Genomic DNA, 22,012 nt, shown 5'->3' on the forward strand with positions numbered 1-22,012 from the left:
TCACCATCTCGACTCCTGCTCAGCCTCGGTTGCTACGGCGGCAGAAGATGTTTTTCTCTTTTTCAGCTTCAGTTCACTCACCAGCACACCAAGCACAATCAACGCGCCGCCCAAAAGTGCTAACAGCGGTAACCGCTCACCGGCAATGCGGCCAAAAATCCCGGCCCACACTGGCTCGCCAGTATAAATAACCGTGGCGCGTGTTGGCGACACGCTGCGCTGTGCCCAGTTCATTACCACCTGGATAATGGCGCTAAAAATACCCAGGCCCAGCGCAACCAGTAACAAACCAGTCGTCAGTGACGGTATGGTTTCTCCGGCGGGCACCATGGCGGCAAAAGACACCAGCTATGCGGTGAGCAACTGCACTACCGTCACCCGGCGAACATTGACTTTTCCGGCCCAGGCGCTGATCAGAATAATTTCGGCGGCAATCGCCAGCGCGCTGGCAAGCGTGATGATTTCCCCCTCCCCCAGCGCCAGCAGGTTCCCCTCCGGCCCGGAGAGAAACAACAAACCGGTAAACGCCAGCGCAATGCCGACACAAGACACTAACCCCGGCAATCGTCCCAGACACAGCCACTGTAATAACGGCACCAGGGGCACATACATGGCGGTAATAAAGGCGGATTTGCTGCTGGAAATAGACTGGAGTCCCCAGGTTTGCAAACTGTAGCCCAGGGCGATAGCGACGCCGATGACGACGCCTGCCTTCACTTCAAGCCAGGTTAAGCCACGCAAGATATTCACTGAGAGTATCCCCACCGCCAGCGCGGCAGTGGCAAAGCGCGCCCCCACGAAGAAGAACGGGCCACTCATCGTTACAGCGTATTGCACGGCGAGAAACGTTCCGCCCCAGAACATGGTAATGAGGATCAGCAGCGCTTCCTGAGGTTTGACTGAGAAGGCGTAACGGAAGAGAGACATATCACAACCGGCAACAGAGAAAAAACGCTAGTGTGCGTTGGCATCGCAGACGGTGCAAGGATAAAAAAACCGCCGGGTCTCCCCGGCGGCGGGCGTGGTTGACAACCGGTCAGGGCTGTCAGCCGCCATTACTAGCTGTTACTGCGGCTACCATGGCTATTTTTGCCCCCTTTTTTACCGGCTTCTGAGGCACGCTGGGGATCGTTTTTGAAATTCCCCCCGCTCTGCTGGCCACCTTTACGGCCTGCTGCTGATGCTCTTTCACGGTCTTCAGCAAAGTTACCTGATCCACCTCGATGGTTTGCCATGCTTACCTCCAGATGAGTGAAATATCAGACATCATACTGCGTTCAGTAAAAGAGGATTCTTTCACCGCACGGTGCAAAGGCAGTGCCTTTATCTGCACCGCGTGGAACTAAGCTTAGTGGAAGGACAGCATTCAGCCAGTGAATGGTAATATTCTGCAACAGCTTGCACTACTAACAGTCCCCCTTCCCTAAGCGAAACCGATAACGTCCTCTTAACTCGCCAAAAATCCGCCGCGTTTATATGTGACAAATTGTAAGCGCCAGGCTTTTGTTTTTAAAATTGTTATTTATCAAAGAAATGGCGCTCTGATTTGCACTCTTGCCATCACGTCATACGCTTAAAAAGAATGCAGCGAACTGCTGCCGGAAATCATCAAATCAGGAGTGATGCAAATGGCCAAAGTATTGGTGCTTTATTATTCAATGTATGGACATATTGAAACGATGGCGCATGCCGTTGCCGAAGGTGCGCAAAAAGTGAATGGTGCCGACGTTGTCATCAAGCGTGTACCAGAAACCATGCCAGCAGAACTATTTTTGAAATCAGGTGGTAAGACGCAAAACGCGCCCGTCGCCACGCCGCAAGAGTTGGCTGACTACGACGCCATCATTTTTGGTACGCCGACGCGTTTCGGCAATATGTCCGGACAGATGCGCACGTTCCTTGATCAGACCGGTGGGTTGTGGGCCTCGGGCGCGTTGTACGGCAAGCTGGCGAGCGTTTTCAGCTCCACCGGCACTGGCGGTGGCCAGGAACATACAATCTCGTCAACCTGGACTACGCTTGCACATCATGGAATGGTGATTGTGCCTATTGGCTACGCTGCCCAGGAGTTGTTCGATATTTCGCAGGTTCGCGGAGGCACACCTTATGGCGCAACGACCATTGCCGGTGCTGACGGTTCCCGACAGCCCAGTAATGAAGAGCTGGCAATTGCCCGTTATCAGGGCGAATACGTTGCGGGCCTGGCAGTAAAACTCAACGGTTAACCTTCTACAGGAGGAGACAGATGCCAACTCAAGAAGCAAAAGCCCATCGCGTGGGTGAATGGGCCAGTTTACGTAATACGTCGCCGGAAATTGCCGAGGCGATCTTTGAACTCGCCGATTATGACGAAAAGCTGGCAGAAAAAATCTGGGAGGAAGGCAGCGATGAGGTGTTATTGCGCGCCTTTGAAAAAACCGATAAAGATTCGCTTTTCTGGGGCGAGCAAACCATAGAACGGCAGAACGTGTAGCATCCTGCTCCCTCGCCGTCGCGGGGGAGCTTTTCGTTTCGCTTATTTCGCCGCGTCGCGCATCACCGCGTTGAACTTATCAATCGGACAGAACCCTTCGCCATCTACCGGGCAACCCTTTAAGGCCAGCGTGACACGCTGTGCCGGGGATTTCAGGGTCAACGCTTCGGCTTTACGCAACTGATCGCGGCTCTGATAAACATATTCAATCTTCATCAGATCGCGATTACCTGCCGTGTCATGCCAGCGCTGGAAAACGATCTTTCCGCCAATCGGCGTGCGTTCGTTCTGGTCATGCAACTGATAAGGTTTGAAATCGAGCGCCGTGAGCAATGAAGCGATGTTAGAGTCATGTCCCACCAGCAGGGTGAGTTTCGGCGCGCGACCAGCCTCTTCCACCAACGTTTTGTCGATGTATTGCACCAGTGGTTTGGCCACATTACGCGCCACTTCCGGCGAGGTGAACAACGTATCCTGGTAGCTATTTTTCAGCTTCGACAAAATGTTCCATTGCTGATCAGTTTTGATTTCGCCCCACGCCACCTGGTCCATTGGGAACCCTTCGTAGTACTGCAAGGTGAACGCGTCTACCAGCGAGTTCCCCACTTTCAGTGGCCCGGAAACTCCCGGCTCCTGCTGGTATTTCGCGCTGAAGGTATCGGTGCTATCTGCCAGTGAGCATTGTTGTTTCTCTTTACAGGCTGGCGACTGCTGGTAGTGGATGATTTTTTCCAGCAGTTTATAGCTCTCTCCCAGCGCATAGTGCTGGCGCTGAGTTTCCATCGCTTTCACCGCCTGCTGGCCGAACGAGGCGGACTCGTCGGTGATCACCGGATTGAAGGTCGGATCCATGGTGCCCATCTTTTCCTGATGATGTACCGGGACATCACAACCAGGAAACGCGCCGTTGATAAAGAACTGCGCTGTTGCGACAGTACGTTGCAGACTGTTAGCCCAGGCGTAAACGCTTTCTGGTGCCGGGCACTCGCCCGTAGCGATGAGTTTCTGCTCCGCAAGCCATTCGCGCATATAGTGCCCCATATACACTTCCAGCACGCCGCCTTTGGTGGTCAACTCACCGCCGGGCACATCCCACTCTGGCCACTTGTTAGGCGTAGATTGTTCCAGCACGCTGCCATTATTCGCCAGCGGTGCACGTAAGTTATGACGGCTCATGATCAACACTTGCTGTAACTGATAACCCTGTGGTGCCGTTTGCGCCATCGCGGCAGGAAGTACCATGGTGGTGGCTATTGCGCTAAGCCAAAAAACCGTTTTCATTGTGCTTTCCTTATTTTTCTACCCGAAATTAGATTGTGACACATTCATGACAACTCACTCGCACAAGATCCCCGGAGTGTGCACTGGCGCAAAAAGCAGTATGAAGCTGCGTAGCGTGGTTTTATAATTAAACTATTAACCGGAGAATCGTAATGAAACGTACCCGCTTTGAAGAGACTTTCTGCCCTATTGCTCGTTCACTCAATATTATTGGCGACTGGTGGTCCTTGCTGATTGTGCGTGATGCATTAGCAGGCGTTACGCGGTTTGGTGAATTTCAGAAAAACCTGGGTATTGCCAAAAACATGCTGACGGCACGTCTTAAGCTGCTGGTGGATGAAGGTATTTTGCGCACGCAACCCGCCTCTGATGGCAGCGCCTGGCAGGAATATGTGTTGACAGAAAAAGGCCGCTCTCTGCAAACGGTGCTGGTCGCACTCTCGCAATGGGGGCAAGAATGGTTGTTTGACCAGGGTGAACCCGCCAGCGTACTGGTCGATAGCCATACACATCGCCCATTACAAAAACTGGCTTTGCGCGCCGAGGATGGCCGTGAATTGCAGCCAGAGGACGTGCAACTGCGTACTGCCAAAATCTGACAATTCAGCCTGTTATCTCTAACGATTATAAAACCGCACTTTTTGTCGCCTCATATGGTTGCATTATAAAACCAAATATCAGAAGCTAGATTTAGCTTTATGATAAAACCATTTAATATCGAGGTACGAAAAAATGACAACTGCACTGATTACCGGCGCCTCTTCAGGGATTGGCGCCATCTATGCCGACCGTCTTGCAGCCCGCGGTTACGACTTGCTGCTGGTTGCGCGTCGCGGCGATCGTTTAAACACACTTGCCGATGATTTGCAGCATCGCCATGGCGTAAAAATCAGCACTCTGGTGGCTGATCTCAGCGCGGCTGAGGGCATCCAGCAGGTTGAAGCGGTTTTACGTGACGATACGACAATAAGTCTACTGGTGAATAATGCCGGTGCAGCAAATCTTGCCCCTATCCTCAGCAGCAATGCCGATCAACATGAAGCCATCAATACGCTGAATACGACGGCGCTGATGCGTCTGACGCTGGCAGTATTGCCGCGTTTTGTGGAAAACGATCAGGGAACCATCATTAATATTGCGTCAGTCGTTGCTTTCCATGCTCGTGCGGGCAGCGCGGTTTACAGCGCGACAAAAGCGTGGGTGCTTAATTTCACCCGTGGTTTGCAGGAAGAATTCGCCGGAAGTAATGTTCGTATTCAGGCCGTTCTGCCAGCCGCTACCGCGACTGAAATTTGGGGGCATTCCGGGATTACACTTGATGCGCTACCTGAAGGCTCGGTAATGACCAGCGAAGATTTGGTCGATGCGGCGCTGGCTGGGCTCGATCAGGGAGAGCTGGTCACGGTTCCGCCAGTTGAAGATTTACAGCTGTGGGATAACTGGGAAGCGGCACGGCTGGCGCTGTTTAGCGCTTCGCGCAATGGCAAACCGGCCTCACGTTACTCACGCGCTTAACGTTTTAACTTATCGCGTGAGTACGCATCCCTTCAGCCACCGGCTCTAACGCGCTTCGTAAGGTTCACCCCAACGGCGTAATGCAATATTCGACGTACGGCGGGACTTCCGGATAACCCTGCCGGGAGACCCGCCCGCGTTGCTCAAACAACAGTGACTCGCGGGTCAGCTCTTTTTGGCGTCATGGATGAAACGGCGCTGCAACTCACTAAATCGCACCGCCATATTTAACACATGCAATCGGGACAAAGCAGGGATTTGAGCGGCTCTGTACAGGAGGCGCTGCAAAGTAAAATTAAAGATCTGGCGCCGTCAGGAAGAATGGGAACACCGACGGCGCTGGCGAAGGCCGCGCTGTTTCTTGCGTCGGATGAGTCCGCTTATGTGGTTGGCACGGAATTACTGGTCGACGGCGGCACCGTCGCAATTTGTAAGTAAAGCAGAGCCAACCCACGGCTTCATTTTATTACTCAGTAAAAACTCGCGCGGGTAGCGACCGTCATATGCGTCAACGCGTTCCCGGAGTTTGCCGGGGTGACTTTTACGTGGCAAAGGACAGGAACTTGCCTTTCGTCGTACTGGCATTCACTCACCGCCGTGAAATTAAAACGGGCATCAAGAGCAGATTCATTGACCATCGTATAATCGAGCGGTTTATTGACGCTATCAGGGTAGCGAATGCTGGTTGAAGAGGCGACGAGATCGCCTGAGTAATATTGCACCTTTTTGATATTGCCAGCAGTGTCGTAGAAGTGATCGGTAATTTTTAGTGTCCGTAGCATCGTCTCGCCCAGCAAGCCTTGCGCATTGGTTTTGTAATCGAGATGCCCGTCACTGTCATCGCGGCTCATTAAATTGCATTTGTCATCCAGTCCATAAGCAACAGGCTGGCCATTAAATGTCCCTTTTAACGCCTTTTCTTCTTTCACAAAATTGATATGGCTGTTATTGGACTTATCATCGCGACGTAACGTCTGTACGCAGCCCTCTGCGGATAACGCCATGTGGAGCGTATAAACCTCGTTACCTTTATCATCGGTACCCACGGAATCGATAGTTTTGACAGGGCCTTTGACCGGGTTGAAATCGAGCAGTGTCGAAAGATTTAACAGCACCGGAATATATGTCTGCTGCGCGCAGGCAGCCGTAGTGGTGAACCCGAGTGTGAGCGCGAGCAAATAAGAGCAAATTTTCACTTCTGCCATCCATTGACATAAAGAGAAAAGAGTAACAAATGCGGATAATTCAGCAAGACCAGACAGAGAAAAATCTGATGACGAACAAAGTAGCTTGGCTTAAAGCGGTTAATTCGACCATGCCTGCTAATGACCGCCAAAATCATAGCTGCTTCAGTCTCACTAATCACGGCCAATTATGACTTCTCCCTTTCAAAAAATACGAAAAGAAGATCTATACCGTTCAAGCTAATATAGCGCTAATTTTATCCAGACAGTTCAATCTGGTGCCTTCCATAATTCAACGCGATTGCGTCCCTTATTTTTTGCAATATAGAGTGCTTCATCAGCAGCCTGTATCAAGCGTTCGTAATCAGGGTGACCACTAAACATTGCCGCTCCGATAGAAAGGGACAAGGCAATATTTTCACCTGACGGGGAAATAACATTGGTTTTCTCAACACGCCCGCGGATGCGCTCAGCAATACGCAAAGTATCAAACTCCGTCGCCTCGGTTAAAATAATGACAAACTCATCACCGCCGTAACGGAAAACATAATCACTGCTGCGAACATTGTCATAAAAAGCGTTGGAGACTTTGCGTAAAATCTCATCGCCAGTATGATGCCCCCATGTATCGTTAATTTGTTTAAATTTATCAACATCAATAATTAATACCGACAACGGGGTGTTCATACGCTTGGCATGGGCAATTTCGCGTTTAAATATGGTGGGCAAAAAGCGTCGATTAAGGAGTTTTGTCAGCACATCCATTCCCACTTCATGCCGGGAAACCTCCTCGAAAAGCTCACGCAGCATGGTAATAATCTGCGAAACGGTATTTCTGATCTGAATAAGAAATTTGATACGTAGCGTTCTGTTACTTAAGGCTCTGGGTGTATTGCGCGTATTACGAAAAACCTCATCGAGATCCTGGATGAGGCGCGATATATGCCCGACTTCAGCGATACCACTAAAGTAATGACGGCCTTTATGGTTGAACCACAGACCAAAGTCAGACTGGCTGAGGGACAGGCTGTTACCGAGATCGGCGTCCATAATGATTTTGTAGATAAGGTCAATTTCCCAGCTTAACAACGCAGCACTCTGGCGCTCTTTTTCTTCCTCCGCATTCTCCAGCAAGGAGAAAATGCGGTAATTCTCATCCTCCTTCGCTGAGTTGTGTTCCGTAAAGGTAAAAGCCCGCGACATCACTTCCATAGCCAGATCAATACTGTTAATGGCGTAATGGTAAACTTCAAGCTTATCTGCTGCCTCTTGAGCTGAGGAATTGATAACAGGGAAAAGTATTTTTTTAAGAACCCGAAAGCCCATTTCAACGATTTCAACCGAAATGCCAATGCGTGCATGGATCGAAGCAACGTGTTGCTGAATTGCAATAACCTTATCTATATCAGCGACCTGGCAAGTCAACACATCGATAATCCACTTTTCCAAAGCGCTTTTAAGATCTCTTTCTACCTGTTCATTGGAAAGGAACTCCTCAGCATGAGGATCCGTAAGCACAATGCGGTAGAACTCCTGACTCAGGATATGTGCATGAGTTTTGCCAACTTCTGCAGCTAAAAAGCGAATACGATCATCTGTTTTATCAATGAGATGAGTCCACTCACTTTTAATCAATTTAAGATAATTTTCCATTACTTAAACCCTTACGATAGTTAACGCGCGCTCTGCTTGCCCTCATCACTATGCTGAATATCGCAAGCCGGAAACTCACAACAAATGTTGAATGTTCTCCAGTCTTTTTAAAGAAACGAAATTATATGCCAAATAAAAAGCAATCCACAAAATAAAAAAATAATTTTCACTTAAAACCAAAGGATTAATTTCACCCTACATTAAAAGAACAATATTAAGCAGCACATTTGAGAAGTATAGACCGCAAATGTGCAATTACAATCTATTCCGTCATGACTTTATCTAATTACAAGGTCTTATTTAAGATTATTTAATTACAGGTTCCACTCCTGCCTACTTATAATCCAGGAATTATCTTTCGAATTATTCAACATGATATCGAGCAAACACATGAATATTTATACAATCAGTGACGATGTTTATTTCCAAAATGGAATTATTTCACTAGCCAAATCGAAAGGATGGGACATAGTTGCACATGAATTAGATTCTTCACTTACTAACCAACTTACACCAGATGACGTCGTAATCCTTCATCTGGATGCAAAAAACAGCTCCTATGCCAAGGCGATCTCACCACTTAATAAAGTCTGTAAATTGCTGGTTATTCTAGGTGCCGCGAGAGATATCGTGATTAATGATGCTGACCTGGTCATCAAATCCAGAGACTCGCTTCTCGACATAAGCCGTGCGATTAGAGTTGTGGTAAAAAAGAAAAAAGAGGTTTCGATCAGAGATAGTGAACTCAGTGATATCGAGAATACTATTCTCAAAGAATCACTAAAAGGCAAAAACATTCATCTGATAGCTAAAACACTTAATATACCGCCCAAAAGAGTTTACGCTTATCGTAACAAGGCGTGCAAAAAATTAGGGGGAAAAAAAATAAGTGACCTGCTTTTAATAAAAGATAAACTACTTGAAGAATCATCAACGTTTTTCACCTCTCCTGCCAGTATAAGAGAACTGGACTACAGCTTTTAAAACATGCACACAAGATCGTCACCGCCTGTAGAAATATAAATGCTACAGGCGGTTTACTTTTATCACCAAAGATGTGTCTGTTTTTCGATCGTTCCCCACCTGAAGTACATGTCACAAGCCATCAGAAAATCCCGATGCCAAAGCGCATAAATATGCAAATAGTTAAAGCCGATACAGGGTAAAAAGCAGACCAGGAAATAGATCTCAAACCAGAGTTGCCATCCGGACCATGCCAACAGCATGCTAACGAGAATGATCCATACAAACTCTATGATCAGTAACAGGATTATTCTCGCCCAAAAAGGTTTGTCATAGAATGCAGGCCATGGCAATGAAACTGAAAAATAAAAGTCAATTTCTTTTAGAAATAATCTACCGAGAAAGATATAACGTTTTGACAAACGAGTAAAAAGCAAATTCATCATCAAAACAATGCAACACAAAATAAACATTGCAACCACTACTCTGACAGAGAAAACGCCAGCCAGCAATGAAAAATCCGTCTCACGTTTCAAAGGAGAAACAGTCAGTAAATTTAAAATAATGCCAAGAGAAAGGGAGGCAAAAATATAGCGATAAAGATGCTTATATTTCACCTTATCAACTGCTGCAGTTGCAACTTGCTTAATATAACTGGTTCTTAAGATCCGAAACACGATGTACATAAAGATCGGTAAAATCGCCAGCAAAGGAATCAGTATATACATCGGTAAGTGAAGAAAAAAAAACCCTTGTATAATTACCCCAAGGACGACAGTAAATAAAACACTGGCAACGAAAGGATGAGAACACCATGTTTCCATCCTTCCGAGTTTCTTTCCAGGAAAAAAACTGAAATCGATTGCTTTAGTAACACATTTATATGCCCAAAAAGCTTTAAGTTCGTAAATTGAGCTAAAGAGTAAAATGCTTGCTATACCACTGAGATAATAAACGTCACTGTGATTTAATTCATAATCATTATTTTTCCAATAAAAACCAATCATAATAAAAACGACAAGGAAGAGAAAGGGTAGTATTTTTTTGTCCTGAATACGGATAAATTTGAGATAGTCTGGAATCACAATAGCACCATTAAATTGAAAATAATCCCCTGCAATGCAATATCATCTCAGGGTCAAAGTTTACGAAATCCTTCAATACTTTCCCAAGGTAAGCTTTATTGCTAATTTCGACGAATAAGACTGGCCTGTTATTGGTTAAAAAAAACGACATTGAATCCGCCCATTTAACCGTATGTGTCAAATGCAAGGAGAGGTTTTCTTTGATCTCTGCCGGTTCATTTTCTGCCTTGCCCGTCACATTCATGACGACATCATGTTGGGGAGGACAAAATTCAAAATCAGACAGGTATTGGCGCATGAAGGGTACGCCTTCGGCCATCAAACGCGTATGCCAGGCACCGCTTACGCCAAGCTTCACTGTCTCATGACCGTCAGCACGGAGCTGACGAGAGAATTCATTAAGCGCAGCTATTGTTCCGCCGACAACTTGTTGTCGGCAGCTATTATCACAACTGATATCGATTGGTAGATCAGATTCAATAATCATTTGACTGAGAGCCGTATGATCGATGTCTTTCACCGCCAACATATAACCTTTGTATTTTCTACTAACCTCATCCATCACGTGCGAGCGAAGCTGAATCAGGCGAAACAAATTTTCTAGTGTTACTGCTCCGGCAGCATAAAGAGCACTATATTCCCCGACGCTGTGCCCGCATGAACCTATAACGTTTGTGTTATCAAATTTGTCTTTACAAAGGGTATAGAGCGTTGCATTCATCGCGGTTACAGCAATTTGTTGCACTGTTGTCTGGATCAAGCGATTCATTGGCCCCTTTAAACATAATCGCCTGATATCCATACCCGAAATATCACTGGCGCAATCCCAAATGGCACGTGTTGTTTGATTTATATTCCATAAATCAGCCCCCATTCCGATAACAGGATTCCCCTGGCCAGCGAAAAGAAAAACAACAGGCTGTGATGTACTATTTATATCCATAAATAATATCCTTATAAATGATATTCAACTCCCAGATAAAAACCGACTGTTCTACCAAAGTGGGAAAACTCGGCATCCCGCGAGCCAAATGCTGAAAACATACCAGCATAACCTTCAACTTTCCCATCGAAATAATCCAATGGCGTCGAGTAGTGCATCCCGATTAGCGAACTGTAATCTACCATATTTGTAATAATATAGGGTTGTAAACCAGAACCACCTTTGAAAGCCAAACTTGCATATGCATTGATGTAGTGTTTGCCTTGTAAATTACTTTTATTGGCGACATTACTTATTTCTGCCCCCATAAGATATTTATACGCATCAAACACCTGGTCTAATACAGCATACTGATTTTTGGTATTGAGATAATCAACAAAATTAGTTTGTTGCCGCCACTCGCGTGCAGAATATCCCTCACTTTGGAAATAGTATTCGATGCCAAACAAACTGAAGTTATCTGTTGTGTACTGCCCCCCTATAGCCACTTCAACGCCCTGGTTATCATTGGTGGTATAGAGCGAAGAGGGGAAAGAATAACTCTGCACCGCAGCGGCACTTTGCGGTGAAAAATGCCGCCATTGTTGGGTTGAATGCAAGGCAATCTCAGCATTGATAATCCATTGCGGCGTGTAATTAAAACTGTCAGTTAAAGCAACAGAGCGAGATTCTCCTAACATCACATTAATTGACGGAGTATGCTTTTTAAGCCGATATTCTGTATAGCTTAACAAATAACGTTCGCTGGAATTAGATCGTTGATCAGCAGACCAATTGCCTGACGTCTCATAGCGTTTTTTTATTCGTGCTAACCGAGGTGCGACAGTGAAAGCCAGCCCGTAATCCCTTGTGTCATGAACGATGCTTGCCCCCCAAAAAGATTCGGTATAAACCGGCTTCATTGCCGGAGTATAAAGGCGGTCATTTTTAAATCCTGCATAGTAATTGGTTAGCAGAGCCGATGGCGATTTAAGAAAAAAAATACCCGGTTTATCTCTGAGCTTACCGGCTTCCAGACGAATGCTGTCAGAAGCGATAAACGTAAGTTTTGCCTGATTCAGTAGCATTCGCGAACGATGGTTATCCTTTTCAAACTTCCCCAGCGTTCGCCATGGGTAATAAGTCAATCCATAAAGTGATAGTTCTAAATTCAGCCGTTCCTCGATAAGCGAGCAACCACTACTGAATTTTACGCCCGCGCTATTATTAATATTATTTTTTACATAGGCATTCTTTCCTTCAACATTCCATATTGATGGTTTCTTTTTTGTATAAGAGCCTTGCAATGACAGCGTCACATCAGCGTTTTTTTGAATATCTGAACCAGAAAGACAACTTGCAAAGAGACTAACAGGTAACAGTATAACTGATAAAGTCACCAGATTTATTCGGCAACTCACTTAGCACCTCGCTGAATATATTCCCGGGTAAAATTTGACTCAGGTAAAGACTCAAACCTGGCATCACTGTACTCCATAACAGAATAACCTTTACTATGTTTTGCATCTCGCACAACAATTTTCATTGGTCGCATTTCCCCTAGCACCCTTTGAAAATTTTCGTACTTGACTGTTTTAAGCAGTTTATCGTCCATTGAATAATAAGAAGCCTTGTACGGATGATAATTCTCTCTTTCAACTAAATAGATAATCTTTGGGTATGTCACTGCATCCGATTTGCGTAGCAAAACGAGTTCGTAGCAGATCGATTCCCCGCAAGGCTTATCTCCGGCCAGCGTTGCGCTATAAGAATATTCAAAGTTGGTAACGATAACGTCACCATTAGAAATCTGCCCAACCAACCTTTGCTCTCGCGATACTGGTATAGGGCGTCGAAGCGTGGGCGTATAAAACCATAAATCATACCAATCAGATAACATGATATTACCTTTATCCCTGGGGGGATAAATAAAACGAGCCAGAGAACGAGCATCAGCTGGCATTCCTTTTTCAGGTTTCATAAAACGCATTGATATATCAAGAATCTGTTTATTTTCTTCTTTTCCCACACCATCTTTGTACTCAAGCACAGTAACCGTATAGCGAAAAGGTTTATTGGGTGAGCGAATTTCGTCAGCGCGCCGGATAATATCTGACGCTTCGATTGCAGCCGCCGCGCTGACATTTATCATGATAAAAAAAACAGACACTATAACGATTCGAAAACTAGCTACGCCAGGCATATTTACCCTTACGAAAATTTAAATGCATCGGATATATTTAATCTGGATGCTCGCAAAGCCGGTAGTATTGACGCTAACGAGGAGGTTAGCACAGGCAATACAAACGTTAACCATATCAACTCGACGTTGTTAGTTTTAATGAATGCAGTATAGCCTTGCGTTTGCCCGGGGGACGGAGGCATGGCGATACCGTGCAGATTAATGATACCTGCCAGAATGAAGCCGATGAGAAGACTTCCAACCGCGCCGAGGGTGCCAATAAATATACCTTCAAGCAGAAACAACCGCGAAATATGTAATGGCTGTAAACCCATAGCCCGCAGCGTGGTGATTTCTCTCGTACGCTCTATAATATTCATTGTCATCGCATTACCGATCATAAAAATGACGATGAGGGCCACAATGAGCTTGATAAAGAAATAAATACCTGAAAGTAAGCTCTCTACCTGTTGATAAAAAATCGAAGCATCTTTCCAGCTTTTAACTATCAATGGTAAATGATGTTCATCAATAAAATGCCGCAACCTGTCGATGAACATATCGGTGTTGTCTTTTTTAAGCAAGATTAATACCTTGCTTACGCCATCTGTACCCATTAATTTTTGTGCTGTTGCTAAGGGCATTTTCATCGCAACATCATCATAATCTTTAATCCCTGAGGAAAAGATGCCGCGTAACTTCAATGAAAGAGCGCCCTGACCACCATGAGTATTGACAGTGATTATATCAAGCCAGTCACCATAATGAGCATTTAGTGTTCCGGCAAGCCCTTCTCCGAGGGTAGCTTCATTGGTTTTCACTCGAGATAAGTCACTGCCAGAAATAACCTTATCGAAAGAACCAAGCTTTAACGATGGCAAGGGTTCTACACCTAACCCTGAAAAAAAACTGGAGGTTTCATTTTCGTATTGTGATATGACGCCACTAAATTCTAGTTGTCCTGAAATAGTTGAAATATCATCAGACAATGCACGGTCATTGAGTATTTCTTTTTTCAGGTTTGCATAATCCGCGATCAGGCTGCGGCTTTTATTTGATGTCTCAAAATATTTTGGATTATAGATCTGTACATGTCCGATATTTGTTCTAATCGTCTGCTCCTTCAAAATCCAAAAAGAATAATCAATGAATCCACCATACAGAAAAATAGACACACCACCTAGCATAATGGCAATCGTGGTTGAAACTGTTCTTTTTTTATGCCTGAACAAGTTTAAAAATGAAAACTTTGCATCCCTGAACTTAAAAAACAGACAATAAAAGACAAAACACATTATCACGAGAACAGCTAAATTCATTAAAAGCATGTGCATGTAGAACTACTCGCCTTTAAGTAATGGAATAACAACCTGGGAAACTTCATTCATATCCAACTCCGGTTCAGTATGAAAGTTTGGGCTCAGGAACTTCGCAGCCACGGCGGTTTGCGTCTTTATTTTTTCCATTAGCAATTCAGCCTGCTGATGTTGATTACAGTTTACCAGGGCTCTATAACGCATATACTCAATATGTTCTACTATAGCTTTCTCAAATACATTTTTTTCTTTTAATAACCGTTCAGTATCGTCGAGTGTTACCACACAACGCCCTATTACAGCAGGTAAATAAGCGTCGATCCGTGCACGTAGATATCTAATCCGTGGGTTTTCGTCATGTGAATCTACCGCTTCATCAAGATAAAAAAAGCCCGTTTTGGCATATTCCGAAGCATGGATAAAATCATTAACAGCCGAAAAGTGATTCGCCTGCCGTAGCATTCCATATGAATAAAAGATCAGCGACGTAACGTTCTTCGTTTTTACAAATTCCTGAAAAAGCGCCTGCGTCGTTTTCACTAACGCTTCGGGTTGTTCAGGGAGACCGTGCTGTATCACTTTATCGGCCTCCGGGGCAGGCATTGCATAAGCACTATTCGCTACCACAGCAAAGACCAACCCCACCCAGAGAGGCCAATAATACTTACGCATCTGAGCCATGTACTAACACTCCATCTTTAATTTCAATTACCCGCCTGGCGCTATCTCTAAGCTGGGTTGAATGCGTGGAAATAACAAATGTGGTGCTGGTCTGCTGATTTATATTCATTAACAACTCTAAAATGGCCTCGCCCGTTGTTAAGTCCAGGTTCCCGGTCGGTTCATCGGCGACGACAACTCTGGGTTCATGCGCAAGCGCGCGGGCAATCGCAACGCGTTGCTGTTGCCCCCCCGATAACTGACCGGGTTTGCGATCAACTAAATGGGCAAGCCCCACGCTGTCCAGGAAATGTAAAGCGCGTTCTTTCGCGTCTTTCTTATTGAAATGTGCATTCAGAACAAGGGGATAAAATACATTATCAAAAACGCTGAGCACTGGAATAAGGTTAAAAAACTGAAAAATAAACCCTACGTATTTGCTTCGCATATACGCTAACCGTTTTTCAGGCATATCATTAAGAACATTATTGAGAAACATGACAGTTCCGGTGGAAGGCGTATCGATACCCGAAAGAATATTTAGCAACGTACTTTTTCCACTGCCGGAAGGCCCACATAGCGCCACAAACTCACCTTTCTTAATTTCAAGGTTAATGTTTTTTAGCGCATCGACCTTATTTTCGTTTATACCAAAACTTTTACAAATATCCTGCATAAAGATTGCGGGGAGTTCTTTTATTGTATTGCTCATAATTTACCCCCGACGAAAACAGAGTATCAAAATAACTATACCCACCGAAGTTATCAGATAATATTGTGCGCATCTTTTTTTCAGGATGCGTATTGTTAAGTAGATACTCCCAACTCAGCGCAGGCGTAAGACAACCACTCGCGCCATAAATATCATTCAGATCGACAACATTGATGCAAGTTTGAGGTATTATTCGCATGACATTCTCTTTTCTACCAGAAAAGGTAAGCAGATCATCTTCCGATAAATCCTTCGTCATCTCACGTTGAATGTCATCCACGTTGCCATGGGCGATATACTTACCGCAGCTGACTCTTAGCCCACTCTCGCGCAAGCTAAAAATAAAACACCCTGTCCGTTCGACTGAGAGTTGCACACCATTTTTTTGCTTCGATTTGACGCTACCTTTAATAGCAAGAGTATCTTCGTCTGAAAAGACCAATACGGGAATTGTTCTGTACGCTCCGCAGATAATTACAAAATCAAAAACCTGCCAGTGTAGATAATCCTGTGCTAATTGCATCGCTTGTATTAGTGAAAACTTCTCTCCGCGTACTTTACAAGTCACGTTTTTGATTGAGAATTTTTTCAAGATATTTTTGGGTAATGTATCAATCATCGAAGTATGCAGTGCACTGGTGATATTTTCAAAGACAGATGATTCACCCCATGCATCGATATAAATGAAAGCAGCACGCGATTTTAGCAATAACATACGATCTCTTGGGGTCATCTGTTGCAATGCGGCATCAGCGGCTTGCTCCATGGACTCAAGATAATCAATATAACGCGGTTTACGTATCATTTCCCGCGCATAAGTATCTTTATCAGTGCCAAATCGCTTAAACGCCCAGCCACTTGCCGAGGTGGATTTAAGCGCCTGATTATACAAATACGCCTCCCAGGCATTTAACCAGTGAGGAGCATAGAAATAAAAAATCTCGTCTGGTTCCAAAAGCGAAAATGACGACAGATACATTTCATTTTTCATATCTACTAATCTCAAATGCGGGTATCAGACATGACGATACCGATAATTGATCCATCAACGCCAAGTCCCGTTTTGAGCAAATGTTTCTTTTCATGTTTGATGACGCCGATGTCAGTCAACAACTGACTCGCAATTTCTTCGATAATGTCATCATTACTTACCGGAGTAAGTAATTCGCGTTGGCGAAGGGAGTGCTCACCAATAATCAAATCGACGATCCCTGAGCCCGTTGTGGTGTAACCCAGTTGTCCTTTATATGCGAGAACCGGAACAGGTTGCTTGTCTGAAAGCATTGCTATTGCTTTGGCTTCTGCCTTGTCGCTGTTTGATGAACCGTTGCCATGAGGAATAATTGCGCATAAATCGCCGAGGCCAACGTTCGCATCATCCAATATTTTACCGATTACCTTAATAATATTGGCGCTTAACCATGCTGAATCATTACTGCGACTCGCACTAATTTGCGCATAGGTGGATTTGAGCTGTACTCCCCCATTTCTTCCTCTGGCCTGTCGATGTGCTTTACTCTCAAGTAATATGACGCAATACCCCTCTGCAAATAAAACCGATCTGCTATTTTGACCAAAGGGCTGTACTGATTCGCTATCAAGCATAGATTGATTTTCGAGAAACCAAATATCTTGCGTTTTAATTTTTGAACAATTAATTACACAAACAATATCTGCCCCGTCATTATCGATCGCCTGGCAACCAAGATGAACCGCAGTCAATGATGAATTACTGGTGCAATGTAAATTAGGCGGAAGATATTTTAATTGATATTTATGCGCAATGTTATAGGCGAGTTCATCCTGCGACATATTGTTTACATGAAGCCGACTTATTGATGGTGAACATTTAAGATCCTCAACGTCATTGTGATCATAGAAAGATTTATAGTCCATGCCATCAACACGAGGCCCCAGCCCGGTTAAATATACCCTTACCCTTTCGCCGGTAAGCGCGCTTTTACTAAGATTAGCCTGAACCAGTGCATCATCAATTAACCGATGTAATAATGCTAATGGGCTATCATCTATCTGATCTAGCCTCGCCACGCGCTTATTTCCTCTAAACCCACATTTCAGCGCTACTTCATCAGATGCAAACCAATAGTTTTCATTAACACGCTTACCGACGCGAAGATTATTGATCAACTGACTATAATTTTCAGCAAAGGGTAAATATAGACTGTAACCAGCAATGATAGCCGCATTATCCATTGCTCTATTCCTTAATTACGAATGCATAATAGTTTCCGCCTTCTGTTGCCCCAACCAGAAGAACATGCTTAAGCGTTAAATTTTGAGGGCTCCGTACAAAGTTTATACGTGAATCGAAGAACACTTGCGTATAGGGAATAGCCGGCACTTTTTGCTTTTTAATGCAATCAATAAGAACCAAAAGATTGAGCAATCCGGCAGATGAAGCCACGAACCCGAAATAAGCGTTATAGTTAACAACCGGAACCCGTGGATTCTCTTCCTGGAAAACGTTGTAGATGGCGTCGATTTCAATTTGCGAATTTTCTTTACTGCCATTACTACTGCCGCAAACCAAATCGATATCTGCGGCATTAACCCCAGCATCATTAAGCGCACGTTCAATGGCCAGCGACATTGCTGACGATTTTTCATTCAATAACGATGCGTCAAAGTAACTATTACTGCTGGATTTACCGTAGCCCGCAATTTCGGCCATCACTTCGACACCACGCGTTACCGCAGCATCAGGGTCCTCCAGTAGCAACATGCAAGCCCCTTCGCCGGGAATGAATCCCTTTGGCTGCTCACCATAAATCTGATAATCGTTGACATCAGAAGTCATATGGATTTTCTGTGTTAGCGCATCCATATAGAGAGACAGTGAGGGGAAATATTCATCAGCACCGCCCACTATCACATGGGGTTGCAGGTTTTGTCGGATAATCTCATAGCCATAGGTTAATGCACCGAGTGCCGCGTTCTCGCCGGTAGCGAGTGTGGTGGTATAACCTTTAATACCTTCAGAAATCCCGCAGAAAGTGGCAATAGAATTCATTAGCGAGCCCGGGAACTCTGAGGTACTCACTTTCCGCGGATCAGGTTTCAGGCTCTGCAAATATTTATAAGTTGTCTCCTGAGGGCCACGAGACATCCCCATGATCATACCGAGCTCTTCGCCATCACGTTTTATTTTACGTTTTGCCATATTCAACGATTCGGTCAGTGCAACAAGTGCAAACGTAGCGCCACGTGTTGCCTTTCGGGCATCAAAACGGCGCAGATGTTTACGCGGCTCCAGCCCCATTACCTGAAAGGTCTTAAAATCCGGTTCCTGTTCCGGAAATGTTCCGTTGCTCATGGCGGCTTCATCGCCAAAAATTTCTTCGAGTTGATTTGTGGCTACCAGCACCCGTAACAATTCCCGCGCTTCTGCGAGGGTGTCATCAGGAAACGTAACACCGCCCAATACGGGTTCGTTATTTTTTTGGCAGACGTTGTGCAAAATGTCATTAACCGTGTGACCAATCGCCGTTACGGCTCCTGCGCCAGTAATAGCCACACGCTTACGGTCATATTGACTGACCGGTACCGTTCCTGGTTTTGTACTCACCACCATGCAGCAGTTATTTCCACCAAATGCATAGTTATTTTTCATAAAGATATTAATTTCTTTTTCTCGAAACTCATTAGCGACATAGTCCAGGTCGCAATTTGGCCGCGCAATTGAGAAATTGAGAGTCGGTAAAACTTTATTTTCAGGAAGCGTCACGAGGCAAGCGATGAGCTCAACGATGCCTGCAGCACCAATGTTGTGGCCGAAATAAGATTTTGTTGAACTGACAAGCAAATGATCGTTATCAGGAAACACTTTCTTCATCGCCAGCGTTTCAATACGGTCATTCGCTTCGGTACCTGTACCGTGTGTATTGACGTAATCAATTTGTTCCGGTTTTACGCCAGCATTTTCCATGGCTTTAAGCATGACCTGTACAGCACCACTGGCTCGGGGATCCGGGCCGGTTTCGTGGTAGGCATCGCAGGAGGTCGCGTAAGAGAGAATCTCACCGTAAATATTGGCTCCGCGAGCGATAGCGTGTTCATAATCCTCCAGCACGATCGCGCCGGCACCTTCGCCGATAGACATACCAGACTGACCTGAAAAGGGAGTGCAGGTGTCGGGGTGCATTACGTTCAAAGCGTAAAATCCAGCAAACGTCGGCAGATAGATCGGTTCTGTACCGACAGCCAGCATGGTCTTACTTTTACCATTTTGGATATAGTCAAAAGCCATCCCGATCGCGTTAGGACTGGCAGTACAGGCTGTTGCGACCAATTCCCCGCCGCCTTTAAGGCCTAAGAGTGTCGAAACACTTGAACAACAGGAAGAAAATCCCCCCGAATAAATAGCCTTACGAAGCGAGAAATCCTCCATTCGCTGCTCGAAAATTGGCAGAAACGCTTCTGTGCCAGCGGAAGAAACGCCAACAATTAACCCTGTCTCATCCAGGCATGCTTTGTTATCGACAAGCCCAGCCTGAGTCAGGGCATCTTTGCCCACTTTGTATGCCCATAAGGCAGCGTTATCCAATGAATGAATGATGTCTTCGGGGATCCCTGAATAATCTATTTCGTGAAGAACTTCCGCTGCACGAGCATTTTCAAACCACGCTGTAAACCGCTCACTGTCGCCGACACCATTTTTCTTATCAAATAGCGCTTTTTTGAAATCTTCAATGGTTTCGGCCAGGGATGACAAAATCCCCATGCCTGTAATTACAACTCGTTTTCGGTTTGTCTTCATCGTTATCCCCCGGAGTAGAAAACCTTTTAGCACACAATAAATAGCCAAAGTAAAGCAACATATTTATATCTGCCGCTTTACTTTTATTTTAATTATTAGAGTCACATAATTCGCTTTGACTTTGATGAATCAATATAACTATGCTCAGCCGGATTAACCAACATACTTAAGTTATATAAAAACGGCACGCTTTGGGTTCTGGCCGGGATATTTTCTTCTGCCGTTAAAATTTCAAACCCTGGGATATCCGCCAAAGCATAGTCATTATCAATCAAAGCTAGCGAGATAAAAGATTGTAGCGCAGGGGAAAACCCGGATTTAACAATAATGCCAACCTCTTTACCCTCAACCAAAACTTTATCATCAGATTTAATACCACTGCACTCTGCAGTTGGGAGCATACCAACGAGTTTACGCTCCCCCTGGTTATGGGACTGTGGCTCTATCACTGACTTGCCAATAAAATTTTCTTTATCGTATTGAATTGCCCATTGCATTTGCAGCTCAATCGGGTTTTTGCTATACCCGGAAAAAATACTTTCATCCCATCCGGTGTTTTCAAGACGAACAATATCCTGGTACTGAATACCACCTGTTTTCAATTCATATTTATCACCAATCGAAAGGATGTTTTCCCATAATTTCACCAGAGCGGGTTCCTGACCAATGGCCATATAGGCAAATTCGCCATGTTTTCCACAGCGGAAGATGACCAGTTCATCGGCCTCATTAATGTATTCAAAATAAGGTAAACCAATAATGTCGTAGCCATATATTTCTGACATAACTTCCCAGGAGTAAGGTCCTTCCAGCATAATAGCGCCCCAGCCGCTATCTGCCATAGAGTTAATCTCCGGCAGTTCAACGATATCAAGTTCTTCACTGCTTTCTAAAATTGAAGTAAGACGTTCGATTATCTCCGACGCCGGGATGTTTTCTGAAAGGAGGTAATAACCGTCAGAGGTACAGAGCACATACATGTCCCCACGGATGGTTCCATCCTCATTTAATACCAATGAATAGATACCTTGTTCATCGCGAATGATTGAGATATCTGCAGAGGCCATATGATTCACTACAGCCCATGCATCATCGCCCATCACACTAACGATAGACATATGTGAATAATCGACGAGTAAGGCATTTTCTCTGACTGCTTTATATTCAATTGCAAGATCGTGATACGCTACGGGTACAGTGTGATTATTATAAATGCCCATCCAGGCATTGTTTTCCAGATGCAAATCATTAAGAGACTTCATAAAACCTCTTCGGGTAAATTGATCAAA

The 22,012-nt window shown here is 44.9% G+C and carries 21 protein-coding genes and 2 pseudogenes; 6 read left to right on the forward strand and 17 right to left on the reverse strand.

The genetic code is table 11. The features are described from left to right. Together C813_RS37420 and C813_RS46455 are read right to left on the reverse strand one after the other, a co-directional pair. A pseudogene (locus tag C813_RS37420) lies at positions 1-927 on the reverse strand (DMT family transporter). Positions 928-1,058: 131 nt separating this feature from the next. After that, the gene (locus C813_RS46455; protein WP_017456267.1) at positions 1,059-1,235 is read right to left on the reverse strand and encodes a con-10 family general stress protein; all 177 of its coding nucleotides are present in this window, start codon (positions 1,233-1,235) and stop codon (positions 1,059-1,061) included. Between the two features lie 393 nt (positions 1,236-1,628). Between C813_RS46455 and wrbA the strand changes: the two genes are divergently transcribed. Next, positions 1,629-2,225: an NAD(P)H:quinone oxidoreductase gene (gene wrbA, locus C813_RS37425; RefSeq protein ID WP_017456266.1), complete on the forward strand. Its 597-nt coding sequence runs from the start codon at positions 1,629-1,631 to the stop codon at positions 2,223-2,225. 20 nt (positions 2,226-2,245) lie between these two features. Beyond that, positions 2,246-2,473 carry a YccJ family protein gene (locus C813_RS37430; protein WP_017456265.1) on the forward strand — a complete coding sequence of 76 codons (228 nt, stop codon included), beginning with the start codon at positions 2,246-2,248 and terminating at the stop codon, positions 2,471-2,473. 42 nt (positions 2,474-2,515) lie between these two features. Here C813_RS37430 and agp read toward each other — a convergent pair whose 3' ends face one another. Next, the gene (agp, locus tag C813_RS37435; protein ID WP_017456264.1) at positions 2,516-3,754 is read right to left on the reverse strand and encodes a bifunctional glucose-1-phosphatase/inositol phosphatase; all 1,239 of its coding nucleotides are present in this window, start codon (positions 3,752-3,754) and stop codon (positions 2,516-2,518) included. Positions 3,755-3,906: 152 nt separating this feature from the next. On the opposite strand from agp, the gene C813_RS37440 reads away from it, so the two are divergent. Further along, complete coding sequence (locus C813_RS37440; protein ID WP_017456263.1) at positions 3,907-4,353, forward strand: winged helix-turn-helix transcriptional regulator; 447 nt, start codon at positions 3,907-3,909, stop codon at positions 4,351-4,353. A gap of 133 nt (positions 4,354-4,486) precedes the next feature. After that, a complete protein-coding gene (locus tag C813_RS37445) occupies positions 4,487-5,269 on the forward strand; it encodes an SDR family NAD(P)-dependent oxidoreductase (protein ID WP_017456262.1) in 783 nt (260 codons plus the stop codon). A 64-nt stretch (positions 5,270-5,333) separates the two neighbouring features. On the opposite strand, the gene C813_RS47665 is transcribed toward C813_RS37445, so the two are convergent. Beyond that, entirely contained in the window at positions 5,334-5,420 is an 87-nt protein-coding gene (locus C813_RS47665) for a winged helix-turn-helix transcriptional regulator (protein WP_322788272.1), read from the reverse strand. A 110-nt stretch (positions 5,421-5,530) separates the two neighbouring features. On the opposite strand from C813_RS47665, the pseudogene C813_RS37450 reads away from it, so the two are divergent. Further along, positions 5,531-5,707, forward strand: a pseudogene (locus C813_RS37450) (SDR family oxidoreductase); the annotation flags it as partial. A 32-nt stretch (positions 5,708-5,739) separates the two neighbouring features. Here C813_RS37450 and C813_RS37455 read toward each other — a convergent pair. Both C813_RS37455 and C813_RS37460 read right to left on the reverse strand, forming a co-directional pair. Next, positions 5,740-6,465 (reverse strand): YnfC family lipoprotein, encoded by a 726-nt coding sequence (locus C813_RS37455; protein WP_017456260.1) that lies wholly within the window; start codon positions 6,463-6,465, stop codon positions 5,740-5,742. Positions 6,466-6,723: 258 nt separating this feature from the next. Continuing rightward, on the reverse strand, positions 6,724-8,106 hold the full coding sequence (locus C813_RS37460; RefSeq protein WP_017456259.1) for a diguanylate cyclase: 1,383 nt from the start codon (positions 8,104-8,106) through the stop codon (positions 6,724-6,726). A gap of 390 nt (positions 8,107-8,496) precedes the next feature. Here C813_RS37460 and C813_RS37465 point away from each other — a divergent pair, with 390 nt between their 5' ends. Beyond that, positions 8,497-9,090 carry a helix-turn-helix transcriptional regulator gene (locus C813_RS37465; protein WP_231943017.1) on the forward strand — a complete coding sequence of 198 codons (594 nt, stop codon included), beginning with the start codon at positions 8,497-8,499 and terminating at the stop codon, positions 9,088-9,090. A 62-nt stretch (positions 9,091-9,152) separates the two neighbouring features. Here the strand turns inward: C813_RS37465 and C813_RS37470 are convergent, their stop codons facing one another. The 11 genes from C813_RS37470 to C813_RS37520 form a co-directional block, all read right to left on the reverse strand. Then, positions 9,153-10,154 carry a hypothetical protein gene (locus C813_RS37470; RefSeq protein ID WP_017456257.1) on the reverse strand — a complete coding sequence of 334 codons (1,002 nt, stop codon included), beginning with the start codon at positions 10,152-10,154 and terminating at the stop codon, positions 9,153-9,155. Between the two features lie 10 nt (positions 10,155-10,164). Next, a complete protein-coding gene (locus C813_RS37475; protein ID WP_017456256.1) occupies positions 10,165-11,097 on the reverse strand; it encodes an ACP S-malonyltransferase in 933 nt (310 codons plus the stop codon). Positions 11,098-11,108: 11 nt separating this feature from the next. Then, positions 11,109-12,476, reverse strand: a complete 1,368-nt coding sequence (locus tag C813_RS37480) for a hypothetical protein (protein ID WP_238593035.1) — start codon at positions 12,474-12,476, stop codon at positions 11,109-11,111. 17 nt (positions 12,477-12,493) lie between these two features. Next, positions 12,494-13,228, reverse strand: a complete 735-nt coding sequence (locus C813_RS37485; protein WP_238593059.1) for an outer membrane lipoprotein-sorting protein — start codon at positions 13,226-13,228, stop codon at positions 12,494-12,496. A gap of 59 nt (positions 13,229-13,287) precedes the next feature. Then, positions 13,288-14,592, reverse strand: a complete 1,305-nt coding sequence (locus C813_RS37490) for an ABC transporter permease (RefSeq protein WP_017456253.1) — start codon at positions 14,590-14,592, stop codon at positions 13,288-13,290. Between the two features lie 6 nt (positions 14,593-14,598). Continuing rightward, the gene (locus C813_RS37495; protein WP_017456252.1) at positions 14,599-15,255 is read right to left on the reverse strand and encodes a hypothetical protein; all 657 of its coding nucleotides are present in this window, start codon (positions 15,253-15,255) and stop codon (positions 14,599-14,601) included. After that, complete coding sequence (locus C813_RS37500) at positions 15,239-15,946, reverse strand: ABC transporter ATP-binding protein (protein ID WP_017456251.1); 708 nt, start codon at positions 15,944-15,946, stop codon at positions 15,239-15,241. Before C813_RS37500 ends, C813_RS37495 begins: the two co-directional genes overlap by 17 nt. Then, positions 15,894-16,937 (reverse strand): hypothetical protein, encoded by a 1,044-nt coding sequence (locus C813_RS37505; RefSeq protein ID WP_025263666.1) that lies wholly within the window; start codon positions 16,935-16,937, stop codon positions 15,894-15,896. The genes C813_RS37500 and C813_RS37505 overlap by 53 nt, the downstream gene beginning before the upstream one ends. Before the next feature lie 11 nt (positions 16,938-16,948). Continuing rightward, complete coding sequence (locus tag C813_RS37510; protein WP_017456249.1) at positions 16,949-18,160, reverse strand: beta-ketoacyl synthase N-terminal-like domain-containing protein; 1,212 nt, start codon at positions 18,158-18,160, stop codon at positions 16,949-16,951. A gap of 4 nt (positions 18,161-18,164) precedes the next feature. Continuing rightward, positions 18,165-20,723, reverse strand: a complete 2,559-nt coding sequence (locus tag C813_RS37515; protein WP_025263667.1) for a beta-ketoacyl-[acyl-carrier-protein] synthase family protein — start codon at positions 20,721-20,723, stop codon at positions 18,165-18,167. A gap of 101 nt (positions 20,724-20,824) precedes the next feature. After that, positions 20,825-21,985 carry an aminomethyltransferase family protein gene (locus C813_RS37520; RefSeq protein ID WP_017456247.1) on the reverse strand — a complete coding sequence of 387 codons (1,161 nt, stop codon included), beginning with the start codon at positions 21,983-21,985 and terminating at the stop codon, positions 20,825-20,827. Positions 21,986-22,012: the final 27 nt, after the last annotated feature.

This window comes from Kosakonia sacchari SP1 (genome assembly GCF_000300455.3).
GTDB lineage: Bacteria > Pseudomonadota > Gammaproteobacteria > Enterobacterales > Enterobacteriaceae > Kosakonia > Kosakonia sacchari.